We start from the raw sequence: 20,756 nt of genomic DNA, 5'->3' as shown, positions 1-20,756 counted from the left end.
AGGACTCATCCAAACCGTCCGGTGATATAATCCTCGGTGCTCTTCATCTCGGGCATTTCAAAGACATGCTTTGTCTCTCCTACCTCGATCAGCTCGCCGAGAAGGAAGAAAGCAGTGATGTCAGAGATCCTGGCAGCTTGCTGCATGTTGTGAGTGACTATTATCTGGGTGTACTCTTCCTTGAGGCTCTCCATGAGGCTCTCGATCTTGCCGGTTGAGATCGGATCTAATGCACTGCAGGGTTCATCGAACAAGATAACATCAGGCCGCATGGCCAGGGTCCTGGCGATGCATAACCTCTGCTGTTGGCCACCTGATAGGCCCAGAGCAGGCTGGTCCAGCCTCTCGCTGACCTCCTCCCAGAGGGCGGACTCCTTCAGGCTGCGCTCCACTATCTTGCTAACATTTTTTTGTCCATGAATCCGTGGGCCGTAGGCGATGTTGTCATAAATGGACATGGGAAATGGATTAGGCTTTTGGAATACCATACCTATTCTCTTGCGCAGCTCTACCACGTCTGTATCTTTTCCATAGATGTCCATATCATCATAAAAGACCTTGCCTTCGATTCGAACGCTAGTCACGAGATCGTTCATCCGGTTCAGGCAGCGAATAAATGTCGACTTTCCGCAGCCTGATGGGCCGATGAGAGCAGTTATCTGCTTTTCCGGTATCTTCAGGGAGATGTCCTTGAGAGCCTGCTTCTCCCCATACCAGAGGTTCAGGTTTTCCGAGACTATCTTAGAGGTCAAAGCATATCCCTTTTAGCGTTATCTGCATATGTGCATCCTTGATTGCGGACTCGCTATATAGTTCTTCCTATATAGACTATATGTTAACTGAGCTAAATAACAATGAAGATATCAATCACGCGAATTCTTTATATAGAACTTTAAACTCGTACTAAGAAAAAGTCGGGGAGGACTAAGGTTTGGCAGGTTTGAGCGGAGTACCAGTAATCATAATGAAGGAAGGAAGCGAGCGTGAGAGCGGAAAGAATGCTCAGCACAGGAATATTCTAGCAGCAAAGGCAGTCGCAGAGGCTGTGCGGACTACTCTTGGGCCTAAGGGCATGGATAAGATGCTCATCGATGGCAGCGGTGATGCTACTATAACCAATGACGGAGCTACAATCCTCAGAGAGATGGATATAGAAAATCCTGTGGCCAAGATGATCGTAGAGGTGGCAAAAGCCCAGGATGATGAGATTGGGGACGGAACCACCACCGCAGTGATAATTGCCGGAAAGCTGCTGGAGAAGGCGGAAGCACTCTTGGAGCAGGATGTCCACCCCACGGTTATTGTGCAGGGATACAAGCAGGCGGCCGCCAAGGCGCAGGAAGTCTTGAAGAAGATGGCAATAGATGTCTCCGGAGACCAGGAGATGCTTCTGAAGATCGCCCGGACCTCTATCAGGGGAAAAGGCACTGAGATGGCCCTAGATAGGCTCTCTCAGATATCCGTGGACGCCGCGCGGGCCGTGGTGGGATTTGAGGGCAAGGACATTGAAGAGAATATCAAAATGGTCCATATTCCTGGAGGCAGAATTGAGGAATCATCCATAAACTACGGCATTGTGCTGGAAAAGGAGAGAACCTCTCCTCAGATGCCGAAGTCAATCAAAAATGCCAGGATTATGCTTCTTGAGGGCACCTTAGAGCTGAAAAAGCTGGGAACTGATGCCAAGATTACCATAACTGAGGCCAAGAATCTATCCTCTTTCAAGGAGGGCGAGGAGAAGATCATCAAGGAGCAAGTCGACGCCATTATAGCTACTGGAGCCAATGTGGTCTTCTGTGAGAAGGGAATTGGAGTATTCGCCCAGGGCTATCTGGCTAATCGCGGAATCCTGGCTGCCCGTCGGGTAAAGAGAGAGGATTTGAAGATGCTGGCCCTGGCAACAGGGGCGAAGCTGGTGGGAGATGTAATGCAGCTGCGTCCAGAGGATTTGGGATCTGCAGCCCTGGTAGAGGAGAGACGGGTGGGCAAGGAAAAGCAGATGATCTTCGTTGAAGGCTGCGAGAAGGCTAGAGCGATATCAATCATCCTTCATGGGGTCTCGGATCAGCTCTTAGAAGAGATGGAAAGGGCTCTGGACGATTCGCTCAATGTGGTCATGGATGTCATTCGGTCCGGAAAGATCGTCCCTGGTGGAGGAGCCCCGGAGATCCTGGTGGCTGAGAATCTGAGGCAGTACGCTTCCACTCTGGAAGGGAGGGAGCAGCTGGCCATCAGAGCCTTTGCCGATGCCGTGGAGGCCATTCCATTTACCCTGGCCGAGAACTCAGGATTCGATCCTGTGGATTCTCTTGCCGCTCTGAGAGCCAATCAAGGTGAGGGCAAGATCTATGGATTGGACATCGCATCCGGCAAGCCAGCGGATATGATGGCCCAGGGCGTGGTGGAGCCTTTAAAGGTGAAGACCCAGGCCATTAAGTCTGCAGCGGAAGCCGCTACCATGGTCCTTCGGGTGGATGACGTCATAGCCGCCAAAAGGGAGGAGATGACGCCCAAACCCGGTCAGAGCCCGCATGACTACACCATGCCCCAGATGCCAATGCCTCACTATTGAGGGAACCAGGCGGCTTTTGCCTATCCTCCCTTTTGATCAAATGAACAATGATACTTTGGGTGGAGCAAATGGATGACGATACAGCAGTGAGCGCTCAGGATGAAGAGGAGGATGAAAGCTCCTTAACTGCCAGAATAGATGAGCTGGAAGGGAAGCTGGTGGAGATGCAGATCCTGTCTGAGGAGCGCCTCGATCAATTGATGCGCTGCCGTGCAGATCTCGACAATCTGATGAAGCGATCTGTTCGGGAGAAGGAGGATACAGTTAAATATGCATCAGAAAAGCTCGTCCAAAAGCTTCTCCCCGTGCTCGACAGCCTCGAGCAGGCGGCAAAGCATGACGAGGGCCAAAAGGTGCTCCATATGCAGCTTCTGGGAGTGCTCTTTACGGAAGGTCTCGTTCCCATTGAAGCGGTTGGCAAGAAGTTCGATCCCTACCGGCATGAAGCATTGTTTCAGGTGAAGAAGGATGATCTGGAAGAGGACATAGTGGCCGAAGAGATACAGAAAGGCTATCTCTTCAACTCTCGGGTCATTCGCTTCTCCAAGGTCGCTGTGAATAAGCCCCTGAAGGCAGAAGGCTGTAAATAGGGCGGGTTGAGATACAATTGGAAAGATATGATGATAGGTTTAAATATTTACAGAGTAGTAGCATTTACTAAGTTCAGGAGATGAAATCTTGTCAAAAATTATTGGTATTGATCTTGGAACCAGCAACTCGGCAGCAGCAGTTCTGATCGGCGGCCGGCCCACAATAATTCCCAGCGCAGAAGGGACAAGCATCGGTGGCAAGGCTTTTCCATCCTATGTCGCCTTCACCAAAGATGGTCAGGTTCTGGTCGGCGAGCCGGCAAAGAGGCAGGCTGTAACCAATCCAGATGGAACCGTCCAGGGAATAAAAAGGAAGATGGGCACGGACTACAAGGTCAGGGTTTTCGACAAGGAGTACACCCCTGAGGATATCTCCGCCCAGGTCTTGCGAAAGATCAAGACCGACGCCGAGACCTATTTGGCTGACAGCGTGGATAAAGCGGTGATCACCGTTCCCGCCTACTTCAATGACAACCAGAGGCAGGCGACGAAGGATGCTGGAACCATCGCTGGCCTGGAGGTCGTTCGCATAATAAATGAGCCTACTGCAGCCGCCCTCGCCTTCGGCCTGGATAAGGTGGGCGAGCATAAGATCATGGTCTTCGATCTGGGCGGAGGCACGCTGGATGTCACCATAATGGAGATCGGCGAAGGAGTTTTCGAGGTCCTGTCCACATCGGGCGACACCCAGTTGGGTGGTCGGGATATGGATGACCGGCTGACCAACTATGTGCTGGACAGGTTCAAGCAGGAATCTGGAGTCGATCTGCGTGGCGACTCCATGGCCATGCAGCGTCTGAGGGAAGCAGTGGAGGTAGCGAAGATAGAGCTATCCAGCGTCCTGCAGACCAACCTCAATCTGCCCTATATCACCGCCGATGCCAGCGGCCCCAAGCATCTGAGCATGACCATAGCCCGCTCCAAACTGGAGGAGCTGGTAGCAGATGTGCTGGAGCGCTGCCGTGGTCCCATGATCCAGGCTCTTAAAGACTCCAAGCTGGAGAAGTCCGATATCGGCAAGATCATCCTGGTGGGCGGACCGACCAGGATGCCAATGGTCCAGGAGTTCGTTAAGAACTTCCTTGGAAAGGATATCGAACGAGGAGTGGATCCCATGGAATGCGTGGCTATGGGGGCAGCGATTCAGGCGGGCGTCCTGGGTGGAGAGGTCAAGGATCTACTGCTATTAGATGTAACGCCTCTCTCTTTGGGTATAGAGACCCTGGGAAGCGTCACAACCAAGCTGATCGAGAGGAACACTACCATTCCCACCAGAAAGAGCCAGATATTCACCACCGCTGCCGATAACCAGACCAGCGTTGAGGTCAATGTCCTTCAGGGAGAGAGGCCCATGGCCCAGGATAATGTCTCATTGGGAAGGTTCACCCTGGTCGGCATCCCTCCTGCGCCAAGAGGCATACCTCAGATCGAGGTCACATTCGATATCGATGCCAATGGCATCATTCATGTCTCAGCCAAGGATCTTGCCACCAAGAAAGAGCAGAGGATCACCATCACCGCTCCCCATAAGCTGAGCCAGGAGGATATCGACGCCAAGATCAAGGATGCTGAGAGGTTTGCCGCCGACGACCTGAAGAGAAAAGAGGAGATTGAGGTCAAGAATGCTGCTGAATCTCTGATCTATGCCTCGGAGAAGATGCTCAAAGAGGCAGGCGACATAGCCACAAGCGAGCAGAAGGAGAAGATCGAGAAGGCCATCAGCGACCTGAAGAACGCCCAGACCGGCGGAGAGATCTCCGAGATCAAGGCCAAGACGGAGAGCTTGCAGAACGCAATCTACGAGCTGTCTGCCGCCATGTACCAGAAGGCGGCGCAGGATCAGCAGGCCCAGCAGGGACAGGCAGGCCAGGGCTCAGGCCCGGAGGCGGGTCAGGATTCCACAGGGCAGGATCAGACGGTGGACGCAGATTACGAGGTAGTAAACGATAAGAAGTAAATTGGAGAATAAACTATAAGGAAGAAAAGGGTGCTGGAAGACAGGGAAACCAGAAGAAGGAACTGACTGTACCATGCCGGATAAGAAGGACTACTACGATGTGCTTGGGGTATCCAAGGATGCCAGCGAGAAGGATATCAAGACCGCCTACCGCAAGCTCGCCATGAAACACCACCCCGACCGGTCAGACGATCCCGGGGCGGAGGAGATGTTCAAGGAGCTTTCTGAGGCTTATGCGGTCCTGTCCGATCCGGATAAGCGGCAGAAGTACGACCAGTTCGGCCATGCAGGAATCAACAGTCAGTACTCGCAGGAGGACCTGTTCCGCGGAGTGAACTTCGAGGATCTTCTTCGGGGCTTTGGCGCGGGCGGAGAGAGCATCTTTGATATGTTCTTCGGCGGAGGGGGAGGACGGCGGGGGCCGGCCAGGGGCCGGGATCTGCGCTATGATATCGATCTTACCCTGGAGCAGGCGTCACGCGGCCTGGAGACGACTATAGAGGTTCCGCGGACGGAAAACTGCCCCAAGTGCCAGGGGAGCGGGGCTAAGCCCGGCACAAGTCCCGTGACCTGCAGCACCTGTCGGGGCTCGGGCCAGGTTACCCGGGCCCAAAACACCCCCTTCGGCCAGATGGTCACCTCCTCCACCTGTCCCAAGTGCGGCGGTAGGGGAGAGCTCATCACCAGCCCCTGCGAGGACTGCAGCGGCACGGGACGGGCAAGAAAGGCTCGCAAGATCAATATCAAGATCCCGGCGGGTGTGGAGGACGGCCAGCACCTCAAGCTCCGCGGCCAGGGGGATTCTGCCGGCCCCAAGGGCGTCTCCGGCGATCTTTATGTGGTCATAAATATCCAGCCTCACAGACTCTTCCAGCGGTTGGATAGCGATCTGATCATGGAGACTCCCATCAGCTTCACTCAGGCTGCCCTGGGAGCGGATCTGGAGGTTCCCACCCTGAACGGTCGGGCCAGGATCAAGGTGCCTGCAGGAACTCAGACCGGAACGGTCTTCCGCTTGAGAGGAAAAGGCATGCCCAGGCTGCATGGCACCGGCTCAGGCGATCTGCATGTACGGGTCAAGATCAACACTCCCGCCTCTCTCACCGCCAGGCAAAGGCAGCTATTGGAGGAGCTGGCAGAGGAGTTCGGCGAGGCGAAGCGATCTTCCACTGAGAAGGAGAAAAGCCTCATCGATAAGATCGTAGACGAGGTTAAGAGCGCGGTGCAGTGAAAAGGGGGATTTTGTGCTCTCCCTCGCTATCATGTATGATGCAGCAGTTGCCCTCTTTGTACCCGCCCCGCTGGAAGTCCTGGTATTTTTTGGTGAGCGCTATTGCCTCCACAATCTCAGTGATATGGCGCAAGATGAGCTGCCCGGCGATCTCTTGGGCAGCATCCTCATTTATTCTCATCCCCAGGCCGGGGCATTCCGAGCAGCGTAGCTCGCCCTCCACCAGGTAGAATGGATAGGTGCGGCAGAGAAGGGGGCGCTGGCCATAGATAGTGCATTGCCCCTCATCATAAAACCGGCAGCGCAATCCCTCTTTTTTGAGCCTCCACTCCAGGGTATGGAAGTTGCCGTTGTTGTCCCATTCACCCTCTTCCGGCGGCTGGGCTACCTCCAGCCAATCCAGCTCCCTCTTCGCCATGATTCGCCTTACCTCAAAGGGAAAGACAACCACGCTGTTATCATCGCCCCGGCAGCATTGGCCGCAGCCCAGGCACTGAAATCCGATCCTCTCGATCTGGCCGGCCAGGGACCGGGCCGAGAGGCGCCTAGCTGCTGCGTATGATTGCTCAAGATCTGCTAACAAAAGATTCTTATCGGGCATGAAGATCACACATCCATATTGGACGTCCCGTCACTTAAGAAACGGTTCTGGGCGTGCAGTCATCCCCCCGGGACTCCGTCGGAATCATTTTTTGCATATGTTTATAAAATTATCCAGAAGCTCTTCACCATGCTCAGTGTGCACCACCTCTGGATGCCACTGCACTCCATACAGAGGCCTATTGCGATGCTTCATGGCCTCGATATCACAGATCCTGGAGGTGGCGAGCCTCTGGAACTGAGAAGGAAGCAGTGACACCTGGTCGGCATGAGATGCCCAGGTTTTGAACTTTGCCGGAAAGCCTTTCAGGATGTCGTCTTCATCGATCAGCTCCACATCCACCTGGGCATAGCCTCCAATGCTTCCTGCCGTAACCTGACCACCAAAGGTGGTGCCCATGATCTGCATGCCCAGGCATATCCCCAGGATGGGAATGTCAAGCTTCAAAAGATAATCGCGACAGTTTCCGACGCGATCCAAGGATGGTCCTCCTCCAAGTATCAAGCCGTCGGCATCGATATCTTCTGGTGGCGTCTGGTTGGAGGCGAGGTCACAGTCCACCTTATCCCGTATGCTGCGCCTGATGAGGTGATTGAACTGTCCATAGTTGTTGATTACGATCACTCGCATTAATGCAACAATGCATTGCATTATGATGATATAATTTTTGGCCCACTGCTTAGATTACAAATTTATATGAAAAAGACCAAAAGGTTGGTTATGTCGCAATCTTTTCAGAGGGTACTTGTTGGTGAAGCACTGGTCGGAGAGGGGCCCGAGGTAGCGCATATAGATCTGGTTATGGGACCAAGGGATAGCCCGGTGGAAAAGGCATTTGTGAGGGCACTTGCATCGCCATCCCGGGGCCATACGCCATTGTTGGCCGTCCTTGCCCCCAATCTGCCGGTTAAGCCCTCGACCCTGATGGTCAACAAGGTCACCATAAAGAATGCCCAGCAGGCAATAATGGTCTTTGGCCCTGTGCAGGCAGCAGTGGCACGAGCTGTGATGGATTGCGTCGAGTCGGGAGTACTGCCCGAGGAGTTGGCGGACGATCTTTTTATAATAGTGTCTGTATTTGTGGAGTGGGATGCAAAAGATAAAGATAAGGTTTATGAATATAATTATCAGGCCACGAAGATTGCCATAGAACGCGCAGCGAATAGAGAGCCAAAGCCAGGGGATATTCTGGCCGCGAAGAGCACTGCGAAGCACCCCTTTGCTTGAAATCATCCATCTGCTCTAGATCTATACGGGAATCACAGAGGTTTCACATGAGATTGATCCCCGAAGAGATCTTGATAGAGCCTCTATGTGAAAAATAAGTTCATAATCTCCTGATGGAAGATCTGTGAGATATCAAATGAGCCATTAGATGGAATGCAGAGCAAGAATCAGAATAGGGGTCCAGATAGGGATCAGATGGTTGATGAAATGATAAATCGGATGATAGTTCTCGGCCATGAAGGCCGTTGGAAGGAAGTGGGATAGGAGAGGAGAGTGAGGATATGCGTAAAAGGGATAAGGATAGTGAGTATACAGTTAATGTTAAATTAAAAAAAGTGCTGAATCATAGATACAAGAAGCAATTTCTTGTTCTTGCTATGATCCTGTCTGTGAGCGTGCTCTTGAGTGCGTTCGCTTATGCGCAGGAACAGCCTGGGGGATTTCCCGAGGGGATAGGTTTCCCTGAGCAGGTTGATTCTGCATTTTCAGATATTGCAAATCAACCGCCATCGATCAGAAGCGTCGAGCCAGACAAGCCCAGCCCCCAGCCTATGGGCACCGCTATAAAATGGACGGTTCGGGCGGAGGACCCTGAGAACGATCCAATATCGTATATGTTCCAGCTAAAGGATTCTGCTACATGGGTCCCATTGACGCAATGGATAGATGAGAACACCTGGACATGGAACACGGCTGCATTGGAGCCGGGAAACTACCAGATCAGAGTCTTAGTGAGAGATCCAATGCATACCAGTGGGGACTTCAAGCTCGATGAGAGGATAATAGACTATCAAATAACAGCTCCCCAGGTCCCGGCAGAGGTCAGTGCGCCTGCAGCCGTTCCCGAATTGGAACAGGCTCCTGTGATTGAACAGCCGATAGTGCAGGCCCCTGAGCAGATAGCAGCGCCGGTAAATCAGCCTCCTCAAGTGCTGAGCCTTAATGCCGATCTAGCCAGTCCCCAGATTGCTGGTGCAGCGGTGACCTTCATCGCGGCAGCATCCGATCCGGAGAACGATCCATTGGAGTTCATGTTCCTGGTTGACGGCCAGGCTCGCACGGATTTCATTAATAATCCCAGCTGGACCTGGATGACAACCGAGCAGGATATCGGCTCCCATTCCATCGAGGTTCGGGCCCGGGACAACAACCACAATCCACAGGGTGACAGCTCTCAGGCGACTCAGTTTGCCATTGAGCCGGTGCCAAACAATCCACCCCAGATGGTCGATCTCTCTGCCGATCAGCCCAGCCCCCAAATAGCTGGCGCAGCAGTGACATTCACTGCAGCGGCATCCGATCCAGAGAACGATCCATTGGAGTTCATGTTCCTGGTTGATGGCCAGGCTCGCACGGATTTCATTAATAATCCCAGCTGGACCTGGACGACAACCGAGCAGGATATTGGCTCCCATACCATCGAGGCACGGACCAGAGATAACAACCACAATCCACAGGGTGACAGCTCTCAGGCGACTCAGTTTGCCATTGAGCCGGTGCCAAACAATCCACCCCAGATGGTCGATCTCTCTGCCGATCAGCCCAGCCCCCAAATAGCTGGCGCAGCAGTGACATTCACTGCAGCGGCATCCGATCCAGAGAACGATCCATTGGAGTTCATGTTCCTGGTTGATGGCCAGGCTCGCACGGATTTCATTAATAATCCCAGCTGGACCTGGACGACAACCGAGCAGGATATCGGCTCCCATTCCATCGAGGTTCGGGCCCGGGACAACAACCACAACCCTGAGGGCGACAGCTCAAGGACGATGGATTTTGTCGTTGAAGCAGTTCCCAACAACCCGCCAGAGTTAGTGGATCTGGTTGCCGATCTAGCCAGCCCCCAAATAGCTGGCGCAGCAGTGACATTCACTGCAGCGGCATCCGATCCAGAGAACGATCCATTGGAGTTCATGTTCCTGGTTGACGGCCAGGCTCGCACGGATTTCATTAATAATCCCAGCTGGACCTGGACGACAACCGAGCAGGATATCGGCTCCCATTCCATCGAGGTTCGGGCCCGGGACAACAACCACAACCCTGAGGGCGACAGCTCAAGGACGATGGATTTTGTCGTTGAAGCAGTTCCCAACAACCCGCCAGAGTTAGTGGATCTGGTTGCCGATCTAGCCAGCCCCCAGATAGCCGGGACAGCAGTGACATTCACCGCAGCCGCATCCGATCCGGAGAACGATCCATTGGAGTTCATGTTCCTTTTGGACGGCGTGGCTCAGACCGAGTTCATCTCCAGCCCGAGCTGGACCTGGACAACCACCACTGAGAGCATTGGATCGCACATTATAGAGGTTCGAGCGAGAGACAACAACCACAATCCAGAAGGAGATAGCTCCAAGACAGCGGAGTTTGTCGTTGAAGCAGTTCCCAACAATCCACCAGAGGTAGTTGATCTGGCTTCAGATCTGGCCAGCCCCCAAATTGCTGGCGCAGCAGTGACCTTCACTGCAGCCGCATCTGATCCTGAGAACGATCCATTGGAGTTCATGTTCCTTTTGGACGGCGTGGCTCAGACCGAGTTCATCTCCAGCCCGAGCTGGACCTGGACAACCACCACTGAGAGCATTGGATCGCACATTATAGAGGTTCGAGCGAGAGACAACAACCACAATCCAGAAGGAGATAGCTCCAAGACAGCGGAGTTTGTCGTTGAAGCAGTTCCCAACAATCCACCAGAGGTAGTTGATCTGGCTTCAGATCTGGCCAGTCCCCAAATTGCTGGCGCAGCAGTGACCTTCACTGCAGACGCATCTGATCCTGAGAACGATCCATTGGAGTTCATGTTCCTTTTGGACGGCGTGGCTCAGACCGAGTTCATCTCCAGCCCGAGCTGGACCTGGACAACCACCACTGAGAGCATTGGATCGCACATTATAGAGGTTCGAGCGAGAGACAACAACCACAATCCAGAAGGAGATAGCTCCAAGACAGCGGAGTTTGTCGTTGAAGCAGTTCCCAACAACCCGCCTGAGGTAGTTGATCTGGCTTCAGATCTGGCCAGTCCCCAAATTGCTGGCGCAGCAGTGACATTCACTGCGGCGGCATCCGATCCAGAGAACGATCCATTGGAGTTCATGTTCCTCTTGGATGGCGTGGCTCAGACCGAGTTCATCTCCAGCCCGAGCTGGACTTGGACAACCACCACTGAGAGCATTGGATCGCACATTATAGAGGTTCGAGCGAGAGATAACAACCACAATCCAGAAGGAGATAGCTCCAAGACAGCGGAGTTTGTCGTTGAAGCAGTTCCCAACAATCCACCAGAGGTAGTTGATCTGGCTTCAGATCTAGCCAGCCCCCAAATTGCTGGCGCAGCAGTGACCTTCACTGCGGCCGCATCCGATCCGGAAAATGATACATTGGAGTTCATGTTCCTCTTGGATGACGTGGCTCAGACTGAGTTCACCTCCATCCCGAGCTGGACCTGGACAACAACCGAGCAGGATATTGGCTCCCATACCATCGAGGTCAGGGCTCGGGACAACAACCACAATCCAGAAGGAGATAGCTCCCAGACAGCGGAATTCGTGGTTGAGGCGGTTCCCAACAATCCGCCTGAGGTATTTGATCTGGCTTCAGATCTAGCCAGCCCCCAGATAGCCGGAGCAGCAGTAACATTCACTGCGGCAGCATCCGATCCCGAGAACGATCCATTGGAGTTCATGTTCCTGGTTGATGGCCAGGCTCGCACGGATTTCATTAATAATCCCAGCTGGACCTGGACGACAACCGAGCAGGATATCGGCTCCCATACCATCGAGGTTCGGGCGAGAGACAACAACCACAATCCGGAAGGAGATAGCTCCCAGACAGCGGAATTCGTGGTTGAGGCTGCTCCAAACAATCCGCCTGAGGTATTTGATCTGGCTTCAGATCTAGCCAGCCCCCAGATAGCCGGGACAGCAGTAACATTCACTGCGGCGGCATCCGATCCGGAAAATGATACATTGGAGTTCATGTTCCTCTTGGATGACGTGGCTCAGACTGAGTTCACCTCCAGCCCGAGCTGGACCTGGACGACAACCGAGCAGGAGATCGGCTCCCATACCATCGAGGTCAGGGCTCGGGACAACAACCACAATCCGGAAGGAGATAGCTCCAGGACAGCGGAATTCGTGGTTGAGGCTGCTCCAAACAATCCGCCAGAGCTAATGGATCTGGCCGCTGATCTGGCAAGCCCACAGCTTCTGGGAAGCAGGATCAATTGGACAGCAACGGCCAGCGATGCGGAAAATGATACCATATCCTACCGCTTCCTGGTCAACGATACCCCAGTCACCGACTGGCAACCCGAGAATCTGTTCCCCTGGACGGCAACAGAGGCCGGAACGGCATTGATCACCGTGCAGGTCAAAGACGATCAGCACGATGAGCCTGCAGCTGAAACCGGAAGCATAAGCACCGAATTTGTCATAACCGCTCCTGAGCCAGCAGCTGAGGAGGCAGAAGAGGAGATCCTGCCCGTCGAGCTCAATGAGTCTCCGAGCATTATAAGCCTGGCTCCAGATTTGGAGAGCCCCCAGGTCCTGGGAAGCAGTGTCAACTGGACGGCAACGGCCAGCGATGCGGAAAATGATACCATATCCTACCGCTTCCTGGTCAACGATACTCCAGTCACCGACTGGCAGTCTGAGAATCTGTTCGCCTGGACGGCAACAGGGGCCGGAACGGCATTGGTCACCGTGCAGGTCAAAGACGATCAGCACGATGGACCCGAAGGCGAGAGCGGAAACAGAAGCTCTGAGTTCGCCATAACAATGCCTCTGGCAGAAGAAGCTGTTGAGGAGGTCGCAGAAGCAGAACCGGTCGAAGAGGCCGCTGCTGAGCCGAATGAATCACCAAGCATCACAGAGCTTTCAGCCGATCTGGGAAGCCCCCAGGTTCTGGGAAGCAGTGTCAACTGGACAGCAGTTGCCAGCGATCCGGAAGATGATCCCATATCTTATCGCTTCCTGGTCAACGAGACTGCAGTCACCGACTGGCAGGCAGAAAACAAGTTCATCTGGACTGCATCTGAGGCCGGATCATTCCTGATCACAGCCCAGGCCAGGGACGATCAGCATGAGGGGCCGGAGGGCGAGAGCGGAAATAGAAGCTCCGAGTTCGTCATAATGCCGCTCGATGAAGAAGCTCCCTTTGCAGAGGAACCTGCGGAGGAGATCGCTCCAGCTGAGACAAATGTCACTGACCAGGTCAATGTGACAGCTCCCGCCAATATCACAGATGAAGAGAATGCCACCGCTCAGGCCAATATGACCGCTGAGGCGGAGAATGTGACTGAAGTGGTGGAGATCCCAGAGGATACTCTGGCCCCTCCAGTGACTGAGAACATCACCACTCCCATTGCACCGGAGAACATCACCGAGAACCTGACCGAAGAGGTATCTGAAGAGGATGCAGAGGTCGTAGCTCCTGTTGTGGAGAATCAGACCCCTGTGCTGAACTCTCTGATTCCGGATATCATAAGCCCCCAGAAGCCAGGGGTGACTGTAACCTGGACCGCCAATGCCACTGACGTGGACATGGATCCGTTGCTCTTCCGGTTCTTCCTCAATGGACCGGCAACAAATGGAGCCTGGGAGCCAAAGACAGAATGGATTTCAGATGATACCTGGGCCTGGGTGACATCCTCAATAGATCGGGGAGAGAATCAGGTTAAAGTTCAGGTTAGAGATGGACAGCACTCTGGCGAAGACGGCTTTGACTCCGAGTACTCCGGCTACTTCACCCTCGCCGAGCCGAAGATGAACATCTCGGGCCTGGTATATGAGGACAAGAACGGAAATGGCGTGTCTGACAGCGGCGAGGCCTTATCCGGCTGGACGGTACAGATAACCAAACCGGATCAAAGCCAGGTTAGCGTCTTAACCCGAGAGGATGGAACCTATAGTTTCCAGGATCTTGATGCTGGAAGCTACACCATCAGCGAGACTCTGCCATCTGGCTGGGTAGCAGCAATTCCCGAAGGCGGATCTCATAACGTCGATCTCTCCGAAGGAGACGTTGAAGGCCTGGACTTCGTCAACAAGCTCGTCCAGTACACCATCTCCGGCAGGAAGTTCAACGACCTGAACGGCAACGGTGCCTTCGACGGCGAGCCGGGAATGGAGGGCTGGACGATTGAGCTCTCTAGAGACGGCAGTTTGATCAGCACTGCCACCACGGAAAAGGACGGATCCTATAAGTTCGCAGAGCTATCCCCCGGAAGCTACACCGTATCCGAGGTCGAGCAGGCTGGCTGGACCAGGACTGCACCTCCTGAAGGCTCCTACACCGTGGAGCTGACGGATGGGGATGTAGCAGACATAAACTTCGGCAACCACGGCTCCTTTGCCATATCAGGAACCAGCTTCCTGGACAGCAACGGCAACGGCGTCAAGGATGAGGGCGAGCCGGGCAGGGCTGGAGTGGCCATTCAGCTATCCCGCGACGGTAGCGTCATAAATGCCACCACCACGCTTGAAGATGGCTCTTATGCCTTCCGCAATCTGTCTCCTGGAACCTACAGCATAAGCCAGGTCGCTGCAGAGGGCATCAATCAGATAGCACCTGAAGGCCCCTGGACGGTTGAGCTTAAGGATGCCGATGTGGCCGACAAGGATTTCGCCAACAGCGGCGGTCTTTCCATCTCCGGCCAGAAGTACTATGACATCAACGGCAACGGCCTGCAGGACGAGGATGAGCCTGGCATTCCCGGCGGGGAAGTGAGCCTGGTCGAGAACGGCAAGGTAGTGGCCAATACCACCACCGATGAGAACGGACTCTACAGCTTCGAGAACGTCCTGCCTGGGACCTACACCATAAACGATCCCGTCCCGACGGGCATGGTCCTCACCACCTCTTCCACGGTCACAGTGACCATCAAAACGGTAGTGGTGACCAACGTCAACTTCGGAATACGCGGATCTAATTCCATATCCGGAATGAAGTACGAGGATCTGAATAGCGACAGCACCAAGAATCCCGGTGAGAAGGGCCTTTCCGGCTGGGAGATGGTCCTGACCGGGAGCACCTGGTTTGGCAAGCCGCTTCCCACCCTTACCGCCACCACGGACAACAACGGCAACTACAAGTTCGAGAGGCTCCTTCCCGGCACATACAAGGTTAGCGAGACCTCAAGAACCGGCTGGACGCAGACCGCTCCAGCGGGGGGGAGCCACAGCATAGTCTTCGATGTGAGAACACCTCCCAGAGAGGCAAAGGACAACGACTTTGGGAATAGATTGGCAGCTCAATCCATCTCTGGAGTGAAGTACAACGATATCAACGGCAACGGGGTCAGAGATCCCGGCGAGCCAGGAATGGGCGGCTGGAAGATCAACCTGGAGCCGGCTGGAGGAGGGGTGATAAAGGTTGCAACCACCGAAGCTGACGGCTCTTACAGTTTCACGGATGTTGCCTCTGGAACCTATACCGTTCGGGAGATTCATCAGCCCGGATGGGATCAGAAGGCACCAGCGAGTGGCACTTATACCGTCACCCTGGATTCATCCACTACCAGCGTTTCTGGAAAGGATTTCGGCAACTGGAATCCATTGCCTGCCAATCCATCACTTATCCCGGACAAGAGCAGTCCCCAGAGGTCTGGAACACCGATCATCTGGACGGCCAGGGCAGATGACCTTGATCCTCTCCAGTACAGATTCCTGGTTAGAGGGCCGGGAATCAACCTGGACACCGGCTATAGCAGCAGGAGCGTCTGGACCTGGAACACTCTCGGCTATCCTGCCGGTAAGTATGAGGTTGAGGTCTGGATAAGGGATGGACAGCATTCCGGCCCAGGAGGATACGATGTCAAGAAGACCGTCTCCTTTAGCCTGACCGGCGGCAATCTGCCGCCCAGTGTGCAGGTCCTTTACACCGACCGGCCTGAGCCGCAGTATGCCGGCAGCTGGATCAAGTGGACGGCTATAGCCTCTGATCCAGACAGAGACCCCTTGCAGTACCGGTTCTTCCTGCGCGGTCCTGCCACCCGCGGATTCTGGGTGGATATGACCGGCTGGGGCAAGAGCAACCAGTGGATCTGGAGGACCACTCCTGCAGACGTGGGCTACAGCGAGGTGCTGGTAGCAGTCAGGGACGGCAAGCATGCCGGACCTGCCGGCTCGGATGACTATCAGGTTGGCCGGTTCTTCATCATGAATGTGAACCTGCCTCCGGTGATCACCGGCCTGGGCACGAACCTGCCCAGCGCACAGCCAGTAGGAGCTACCATCAGATGGGCGGCCACCGCCAGCGACCCGGAGGGCAATCCGCTCTTCTTCAGGTACTGGATGAGGGGTCCATCGACCGGCGGACTGTGGCGAATGGTCCGCGACTGGTCCACCGATCCAACCTGGACCTGGCCGACAACGCCGGCTGATGCGGGCACCAGCGAGATCAAGGTGCAGGTGAGGGATGGCCTCCATTCCAGCCCAGCCGGATGGGACGATGATGCTGGTGCGCTGTTCACAGTGCGGCGGCAGAATCTGCCCCCCACTCTGATCTCCCTTGGATCGGACAAACCCAGCTCCCAGAAGGCAGGAACGCCTGTGACCTGGACAGCAATAGCGACTGACCCGGATATGGAGCCACTGCTTTACCGGTTCTGGCTGAAGGGTCCATCCACCGGGAACAGCTGGAAGATAGTGCAGGACTGGTCATATAAGAATCAGTGGACCTGGGCCAGCCTGCCGTCCGATGGCGGAGCCTATACGGTCTATGTCTATGTCCGGGATGGCTGGCATAATCCTGAGACCGGATATGATAGCGCTGTGGGGGCCCCCTTCATCCTGGCCCCCAATCAGCCGCCGGTTCTGACCGCTCTGAAATCCGACCGCCTCAGCCCTCAAGGAGCTGGAACCCCGGTTAAGTGGACCGCTGCGGCAATCGATGCAGATAAAGATCCGATATACTACCGGTTCTGGTTGAAAGGCCCCTCCACCGGCAACGTCTGGCAGATAGCTCAAGACTGGTCCCTGGCGAACCAGTGGACCTGGTCCAGCATGCCAAATGATGGCGGAGCCTATACGGTCTACGTCTACGCCAGAGACGGCTGGCATTACCCTGACACCGGGTACGATAGCGCTCTGGGCTCCTCCTATCAGCTGATCTCCAATCAGCCGCCGGTTCTGACCGCTCTGAAATCCGACCGCCCCAGCCCCCAGGGAGCTGGAACTCCGGTTAAGTGGACGGCAACCGCTAGCGATGCAGATAAAGATCCACTGTACTATCAGTTCTGGCTGAAAGGCCCCTCCACCGGCAATGTTTGGAGGATCGTGCAGAGCTGGTCAGCTAAGAATCAGTGGACCTGGTCCAGTGCTCCCACCGATGCTGGCAACTATAGGGTCTATGTGTATGTCAGAGACGGCAAGCATGCCCCAGCCAATGCTTATGACAGTGCCATGGGCCAGGGCTATATGCTGCAGGATATGGTGAGACGGTAGGAGCCAGCACATCGAATAGAAAGGCAAAGAGACTGCAAATAAGCATAATGCCTGCAGCTTCTGGATCGGAAAGGATGCAAAGGCTGCTGGCTTGAAGCTTTTTGAGGTGGGCAGAGGAGAAATATGCCCACCTCCGATTTTTCTTTCCAAACGTCAGTTAGATTTAAATCCTTTTCATGCAAGCAAGGCGGTTCATGATAAAGCATCTCATTTCGGCTGCCGTGCTCCTAATGCTGGCCAGTACCACCCTGGGAACGACTTGGCTTTATACCGATCCTCTATCCTTCCCGATATCGGAATATTATTCAGCCAACGCCGCCTTCAATATCACAGACACTGCCCTCACCAGGATCGCTGGTTTTACCTATTACTCCACCCTGGGCGAGGACTTCTATATGCGTGCCATTCCGGTCAACTATACAAATGTCACCAACTCTATAATGATCACCAGCGCTGGAAAAGGGACCGCATCTTTCCTGGCCTCTCCCACCTTCGACGGCCATGCAGAGAACAATCTGCTGTATGCCAAAGATAAATCCTCATTCCGAGTGGGTGGCCAGGGCTCCTGGACGAATTTGAGCCAATAAGGATACTGGAACGGATCGCTGCCGAAATCGGGCTGGCGGGAGTTGACCCCTCCTGCAGCTCAATAGGTCTTTTCTGTCACCCTTTTCAGAGCCTATCGGCATCTTCCCTGCTATTTACGGAATCCTCTTTTGCTTCCCGGATGGCAACAGCTCCCAAAGTTATTGCCAGGGCGATCAGAGTGAAGGCATACAAAGCGCCATCAATTCCCTGCATATCCGCCGCCAGCCCGGCCATGATAGGGCCCACCACCACTCCGGACATACGGGCAGTATTGAAGATGCCATAGGTCTCCCCCCTCCGAGATGCATTGGTGGTATCGGCGACGAGTGCGGCAGCCGCCGGGCTGCATATGCCCAGGCCCAAACCCAGGCCGGCAAAGAGGATCAGTACCTGGATGAGGTTTGAGACTATGAAGAGAAGCGCAAATGAGATCAGGCCAGCCAGGCTGCCCAGAAATATGAGCCATTTTCTCCTCCCTCGATCTGCCAGGCGGCCGAAGTAAATGTTGGAGATGGCAGTGATTCCTCCATAGACCAGATAGATGAGCCCTATATCGGTGGTGGAGAAGCCCAGAGCCTTGGCGTAGGAAGGGAGAAGGGTGATGTTGAAGCCGCCCACCACCCCTGACCAGAGGATGACCGCGCAGCAGGCGAGAAATGTGATCGCATATCCAGGGGCGATGAGTGGCTCCTCTCTTCTTTGAGGCTGCTCATCAGCCTTCGGGACTATGCCCCTGGATTCGGGTACTTTAAAAGTGACTATGATGATCGATGCTATTCCCAGGAGGGTCCAGAAGTAGAAGGGTGCTTCAAGCCCCATCTGATCATAGAGCGCTCCCCCCATAAATGGACCTAAAGCCAGGGCGGAGTAAAAGGCAGCATTGTAAAAGCCCATGGCGGCTCCTCTGCTGTGAGCACGAGACTGGTCTATGATCAGGGCCATGGCAGTGGGCCAGACGAAGGCGGCACCGACACCCCCCAGAGCTCTTATGAATAGCAGGGTATAGGCGTTCTCGGCATAGATGTACAGAGGTGGGAGGACTGCAAATGTCATCAGTCCTATGAGCATTAGCCTCTTTCTTCCCATCCGGTCGGAGAGGCGGCCTATAGGCACCTGGACTAGCAGCTGCGACGCTCCGTAGATGGATATTATGAACCCGAGCAGGGTGTAAGATGCCCCCAGGTCCATAACATAGCTGGGAAAGAATGGTACGACCAGAGTGAATCCCAGGACGGCGACGAATACCGCCAGATAGAGGGGCCAGAGCGAACCGGAATCCTTGGTTATTTGCATCCTGTCCTAGAACTTCAGCTCCATGCCCAGAATGGTCTGAGTATTGGTCACTCCGTTTATCTCCCTCACATTCATCACTGCCCGGTTGAGGTCGGAGATGCCTTCCACGTCTACTATGGCGATGAAATCCCTCTCACCGTATACGGGAACGACCTCGCAGATCCCTTTGATCTTCTCCAAGCGATCATGGACTGCTTTCTCTGTCCCTGGCTCTACATTGATCATTATAAAACCCTTCATAGCCTCTCACCTCCCCGTCCAGTTGATGATTCAAAGAGCTTTCCTGCTATTACTCTTTTCTCTCTGCCCCGCCATCCGGCTCGCATTTGGCCTAATCCCCGCTCTGTCCGTCCCTTTCCAGGATCTTTTTCTGCACCATCTCTATCTCATCCTCCAGGCGCTTTAAAGAGAGCTTCTCCCGGGCAAGGTACAGGCAGTTGAGGGCCTCCTCCAGCCTTCCCATAGCGGTTAGAACAACCGCAGTGGACTCGAGGTCTATGGCATCTCCTCCCTTTTCCAGGACGGTATCGTAGGCCTCCAGGGCCTCAGGTAGCCTCTTTTGGTTTCGAAGCAGAAATGCACGGTTTCGCAGAGCATCGAGATTACTCGGATCGAGGGCAATAGATCGGTCGTAGCTCTCCAGAGCCTCATCGATTCGACCCAGGCCATAGAAGGCCACGCCCAGGTTGTTCCAGGCCTCTGGCATATCCGGATTGGAGGCGGTGACAATTTGGAAGTATTCTATGGCTTTCTCAAAATCCATTCTCCGGACGCAATCCATTCCTTTGTGAAGCTGAATCTTTTCTTTGCTGTTCATGGATCATCACATGTAGCCCTGAATGGGGGCAGATTCTCCGGATTTTTCCGTGTTACCCTTCTCGCCAGACCCTGCACCAGGCCTCTTGATTTCCCCAAATTTCTTCTCATAGTCCTTGATATGCTCTTCCAGCCATCTGGCCAGCTCCTTGGCAGCCAGGGGGGATAAGATGATCTCCATCTCGATCTTTCTTTCCATGACGGTGATGTTCTTGTTCCCATCTCTCTGGATCTTGGGCGAATCATTGTAAAAAGCAATTCTGAAGTCATAGGGGCTGTGGCCGCCTATTGCCCCGATGGCATAGATCTGCTTGAACTCGGAGCTGCGCGTGGTCTCTACAGATACTTCCATAGACCGAATTATGGTCTCAAGATTAAAAAAGATGATGATCTCTTTGCTGCGATCTGATCGTCCAACTCATCATCGAAATGTATTTAGAC

The 20,756-nt window shown here is 54.2% G+C and carries 14 protein-coding genes; 7 read left to right on the top strand and 7 right to left on the bottom strand.

What is annotated here, in order from left to right:
- Positions 1 to 5: 5 nt before the first annotated feature.
- The gene (gene pstB / locus MCON_RS04510) at positions 6 to 752 is read right to left on the bottom strand and encodes a phosphate ABC transporter ATP-binding protein PstB (protein WP_013718838.1); all 747 of its coding nucleotides are present in this window, start codon (positions 750 to 752) and stop codon (positions 6 to 8) included.
- 179 nt (positions 753 to 931) lie between these two features.
- On the opposite strand from pstB, the gene thsA reads away from it, so the two are divergent.
- From thsA to dnaJ, 4 genes are all read left to right on the top strand, one after another.
- A complete protein-coding gene (gene thsA, locus MCON_RS04505; protein WP_013718837.1) occupies positions 932 to 2,572 on the top strand; it encodes a thermosome subunit alpha in 1,641 nt (546 codons plus the stop codon).
- 68 nt (positions 2,573 to 2,640) lie between these two features.
- A complete protein-coding gene (locus MCON_RS04500; protein ID WP_232844341.1) occupies positions 2,641 to 3,162 on the top strand; it encodes a nucleotide exchange factor GrpE in 522 nt (173 codons plus the stop codon).
- A gap of 88 nt (positions 3,163 to 3,250) precedes the next feature.
- Positions 3,251 to 5,119 (top strand): molecular chaperone DnaK, encoded by a 1,869-nt coding sequence (gene dnaK / locus MCON_RS04495; RefSeq protein WP_013718835.1) that lies wholly within the window; start codon positions 3,251 to 3,253, stop codon positions 5,117 to 5,119.
- Positions 5,120 to 5,192: 73 nt separating this feature from the next.
- On the top strand, positions 5,193 to 6,350 hold the full coding sequence (gene dnaJ, locus MCON_RS04490) for a molecular chaperone DnaJ (RefSeq protein WP_013718834.1): 1,158 nt from the start codon (positions 5,193 to 5,195) through the stop codon (positions 6,348 to 6,350).
- On the opposite strand, the gene MCON_RS04485 is transcribed toward dnaJ, so the two are convergent.
- Positions 6,331 to 6,951, bottom strand: coding sequence for a YkgJ family cysteine cluster protein (locus tag MCON_RS04485; RefSeq protein ID WP_013718833.1), 621 nt, complete (start codon positions 6,949 to 6,951; stop codon positions 6,331 to 6,333). The two genes, dnaJ and MCON_RS04485, sit on opposite strands and share 20 nt — an antisense overlap.
- Positions 6,952 to 7,035: 84 nt before the next feature.
- Positions 7,036 to 7,581 carry a GMP synthase subunit A gene (locus MCON_RS04480; protein ID WP_048131892.1) on the bottom strand — a complete coding sequence of 182 codons (546 nt, stop codon included), beginning with the start codon at positions 7,579 to 7,581 and terminating at the stop codon, positions 7,036 to 7,038.
- Positions 7,582 to 7,671: 90 nt separating this feature from the next.
- Here MCON_RS04480 and fae point away from each other — a divergent pair, with 90 nt between their 5' ends.
- From fae to MCON_RS04465, 3 genes are all read left to right on the top strand, one after another.
- Positions 7,672 to 8,178, top strand: a complete 507-nt coding sequence (fae, locus tag MCON_RS04475; protein WP_013718831.1) for a formaldehyde-activating enzyme — start codon at positions 7,672 to 7,674, stop codon at positions 8,176 to 8,178.
- 377 nt (positions 8,179 to 8,555) lie between these two features.
- Positions 8,556 to 17,618, top strand: a complete 9,063-nt coding sequence (locus MCON_RS04470; RefSeq protein ID WP_162144996.1) for an SdrD B-like domain-containing protein — start codon at positions 8,556 to 8,558, stop codon at positions 17,616 to 17,618.
- 194 nt (positions 17,619 to 17,812) lie between these two features.
- Positions 17,813 to 18,205, top strand: a complete 393-nt coding sequence (locus tag MCON_RS04465) for a hypothetical protein (protein WP_048131888.1) — start codon at positions 17,813 to 17,815, stop codon at positions 18,203 to 18,205.
- Between the two features lie 85 nt (positions 18,206 to 18,290).
- Here the strand turns inward: MCON_RS04465 and MCON_RS04460 are convergent, their stop codons facing one another.
- The 4 genes from MCON_RS04460 to MCON_RS04445 all read right to left on the bottom strand — a co-directional run bounded on the left by MCON_RS04460 (position 18,291) and on the right by MCON_RS04445 (position 20,667).
- A complete protein-coding gene (locus tag MCON_RS04460; RefSeq protein WP_013718828.1) occupies positions 18,291 to 19,499 on the bottom strand; it encodes an MFS transporter in 1,209 nt (402 codons plus the stop codon).
- A gap of 6 nt (positions 19,500 to 19,505) precedes the next feature.
- Entirely contained in the window at positions 19,506 to 19,739 is a 234-nt protein-coding gene (locus MCON_RS04455) for an Lrp/AsnC ligand binding domain-containing protein (RefSeq protein ID WP_013718827.1), read from the bottom strand.
- A gap of 91 nt (positions 19,740 to 19,830) precedes the next feature.
- Positions 19,831 to 20,316 carry a tetratricopeptide repeat protein gene (locus MCON_RS04450; RefSeq protein ID WP_013718826.1) on the bottom strand — a complete coding sequence of 162 codons (486 nt, stop codon included), beginning with the start codon at positions 20,314 to 20,316 and terminating at the stop codon, positions 19,831 to 19,833.
- A 6-nt stretch (positions 20,317 to 20,322) separates the two neighbouring features.
- Positions 20,323 to 20,667 (bottom strand): DUF3467 domain-containing protein, encoded by a 345-nt coding sequence (locus MCON_RS04445; protein WP_013718825.1) that lies wholly within the window; start codon positions 20,665 to 20,667, stop codon positions 20,323 to 20,325.
- Positions 20,668 to 20,756 lie beyond the last annotated feature (89 nt).

Origin of the sequence: Methanothrix soehngenii GP6 (assembly GCF_000204415.1) — an archaeon.
Classification (GTDB): Archaea; Halobacteriota; Methanosarcinia; order Methanotrichales; family Methanotrichaceae; genus Methanothrix; species Methanothrix soehngenii.
The sequence above is the reverse complement of the archived record's forward strand: the minus strand, read 5'-3'. Positions and strand labels throughout refer to the sequence as shown.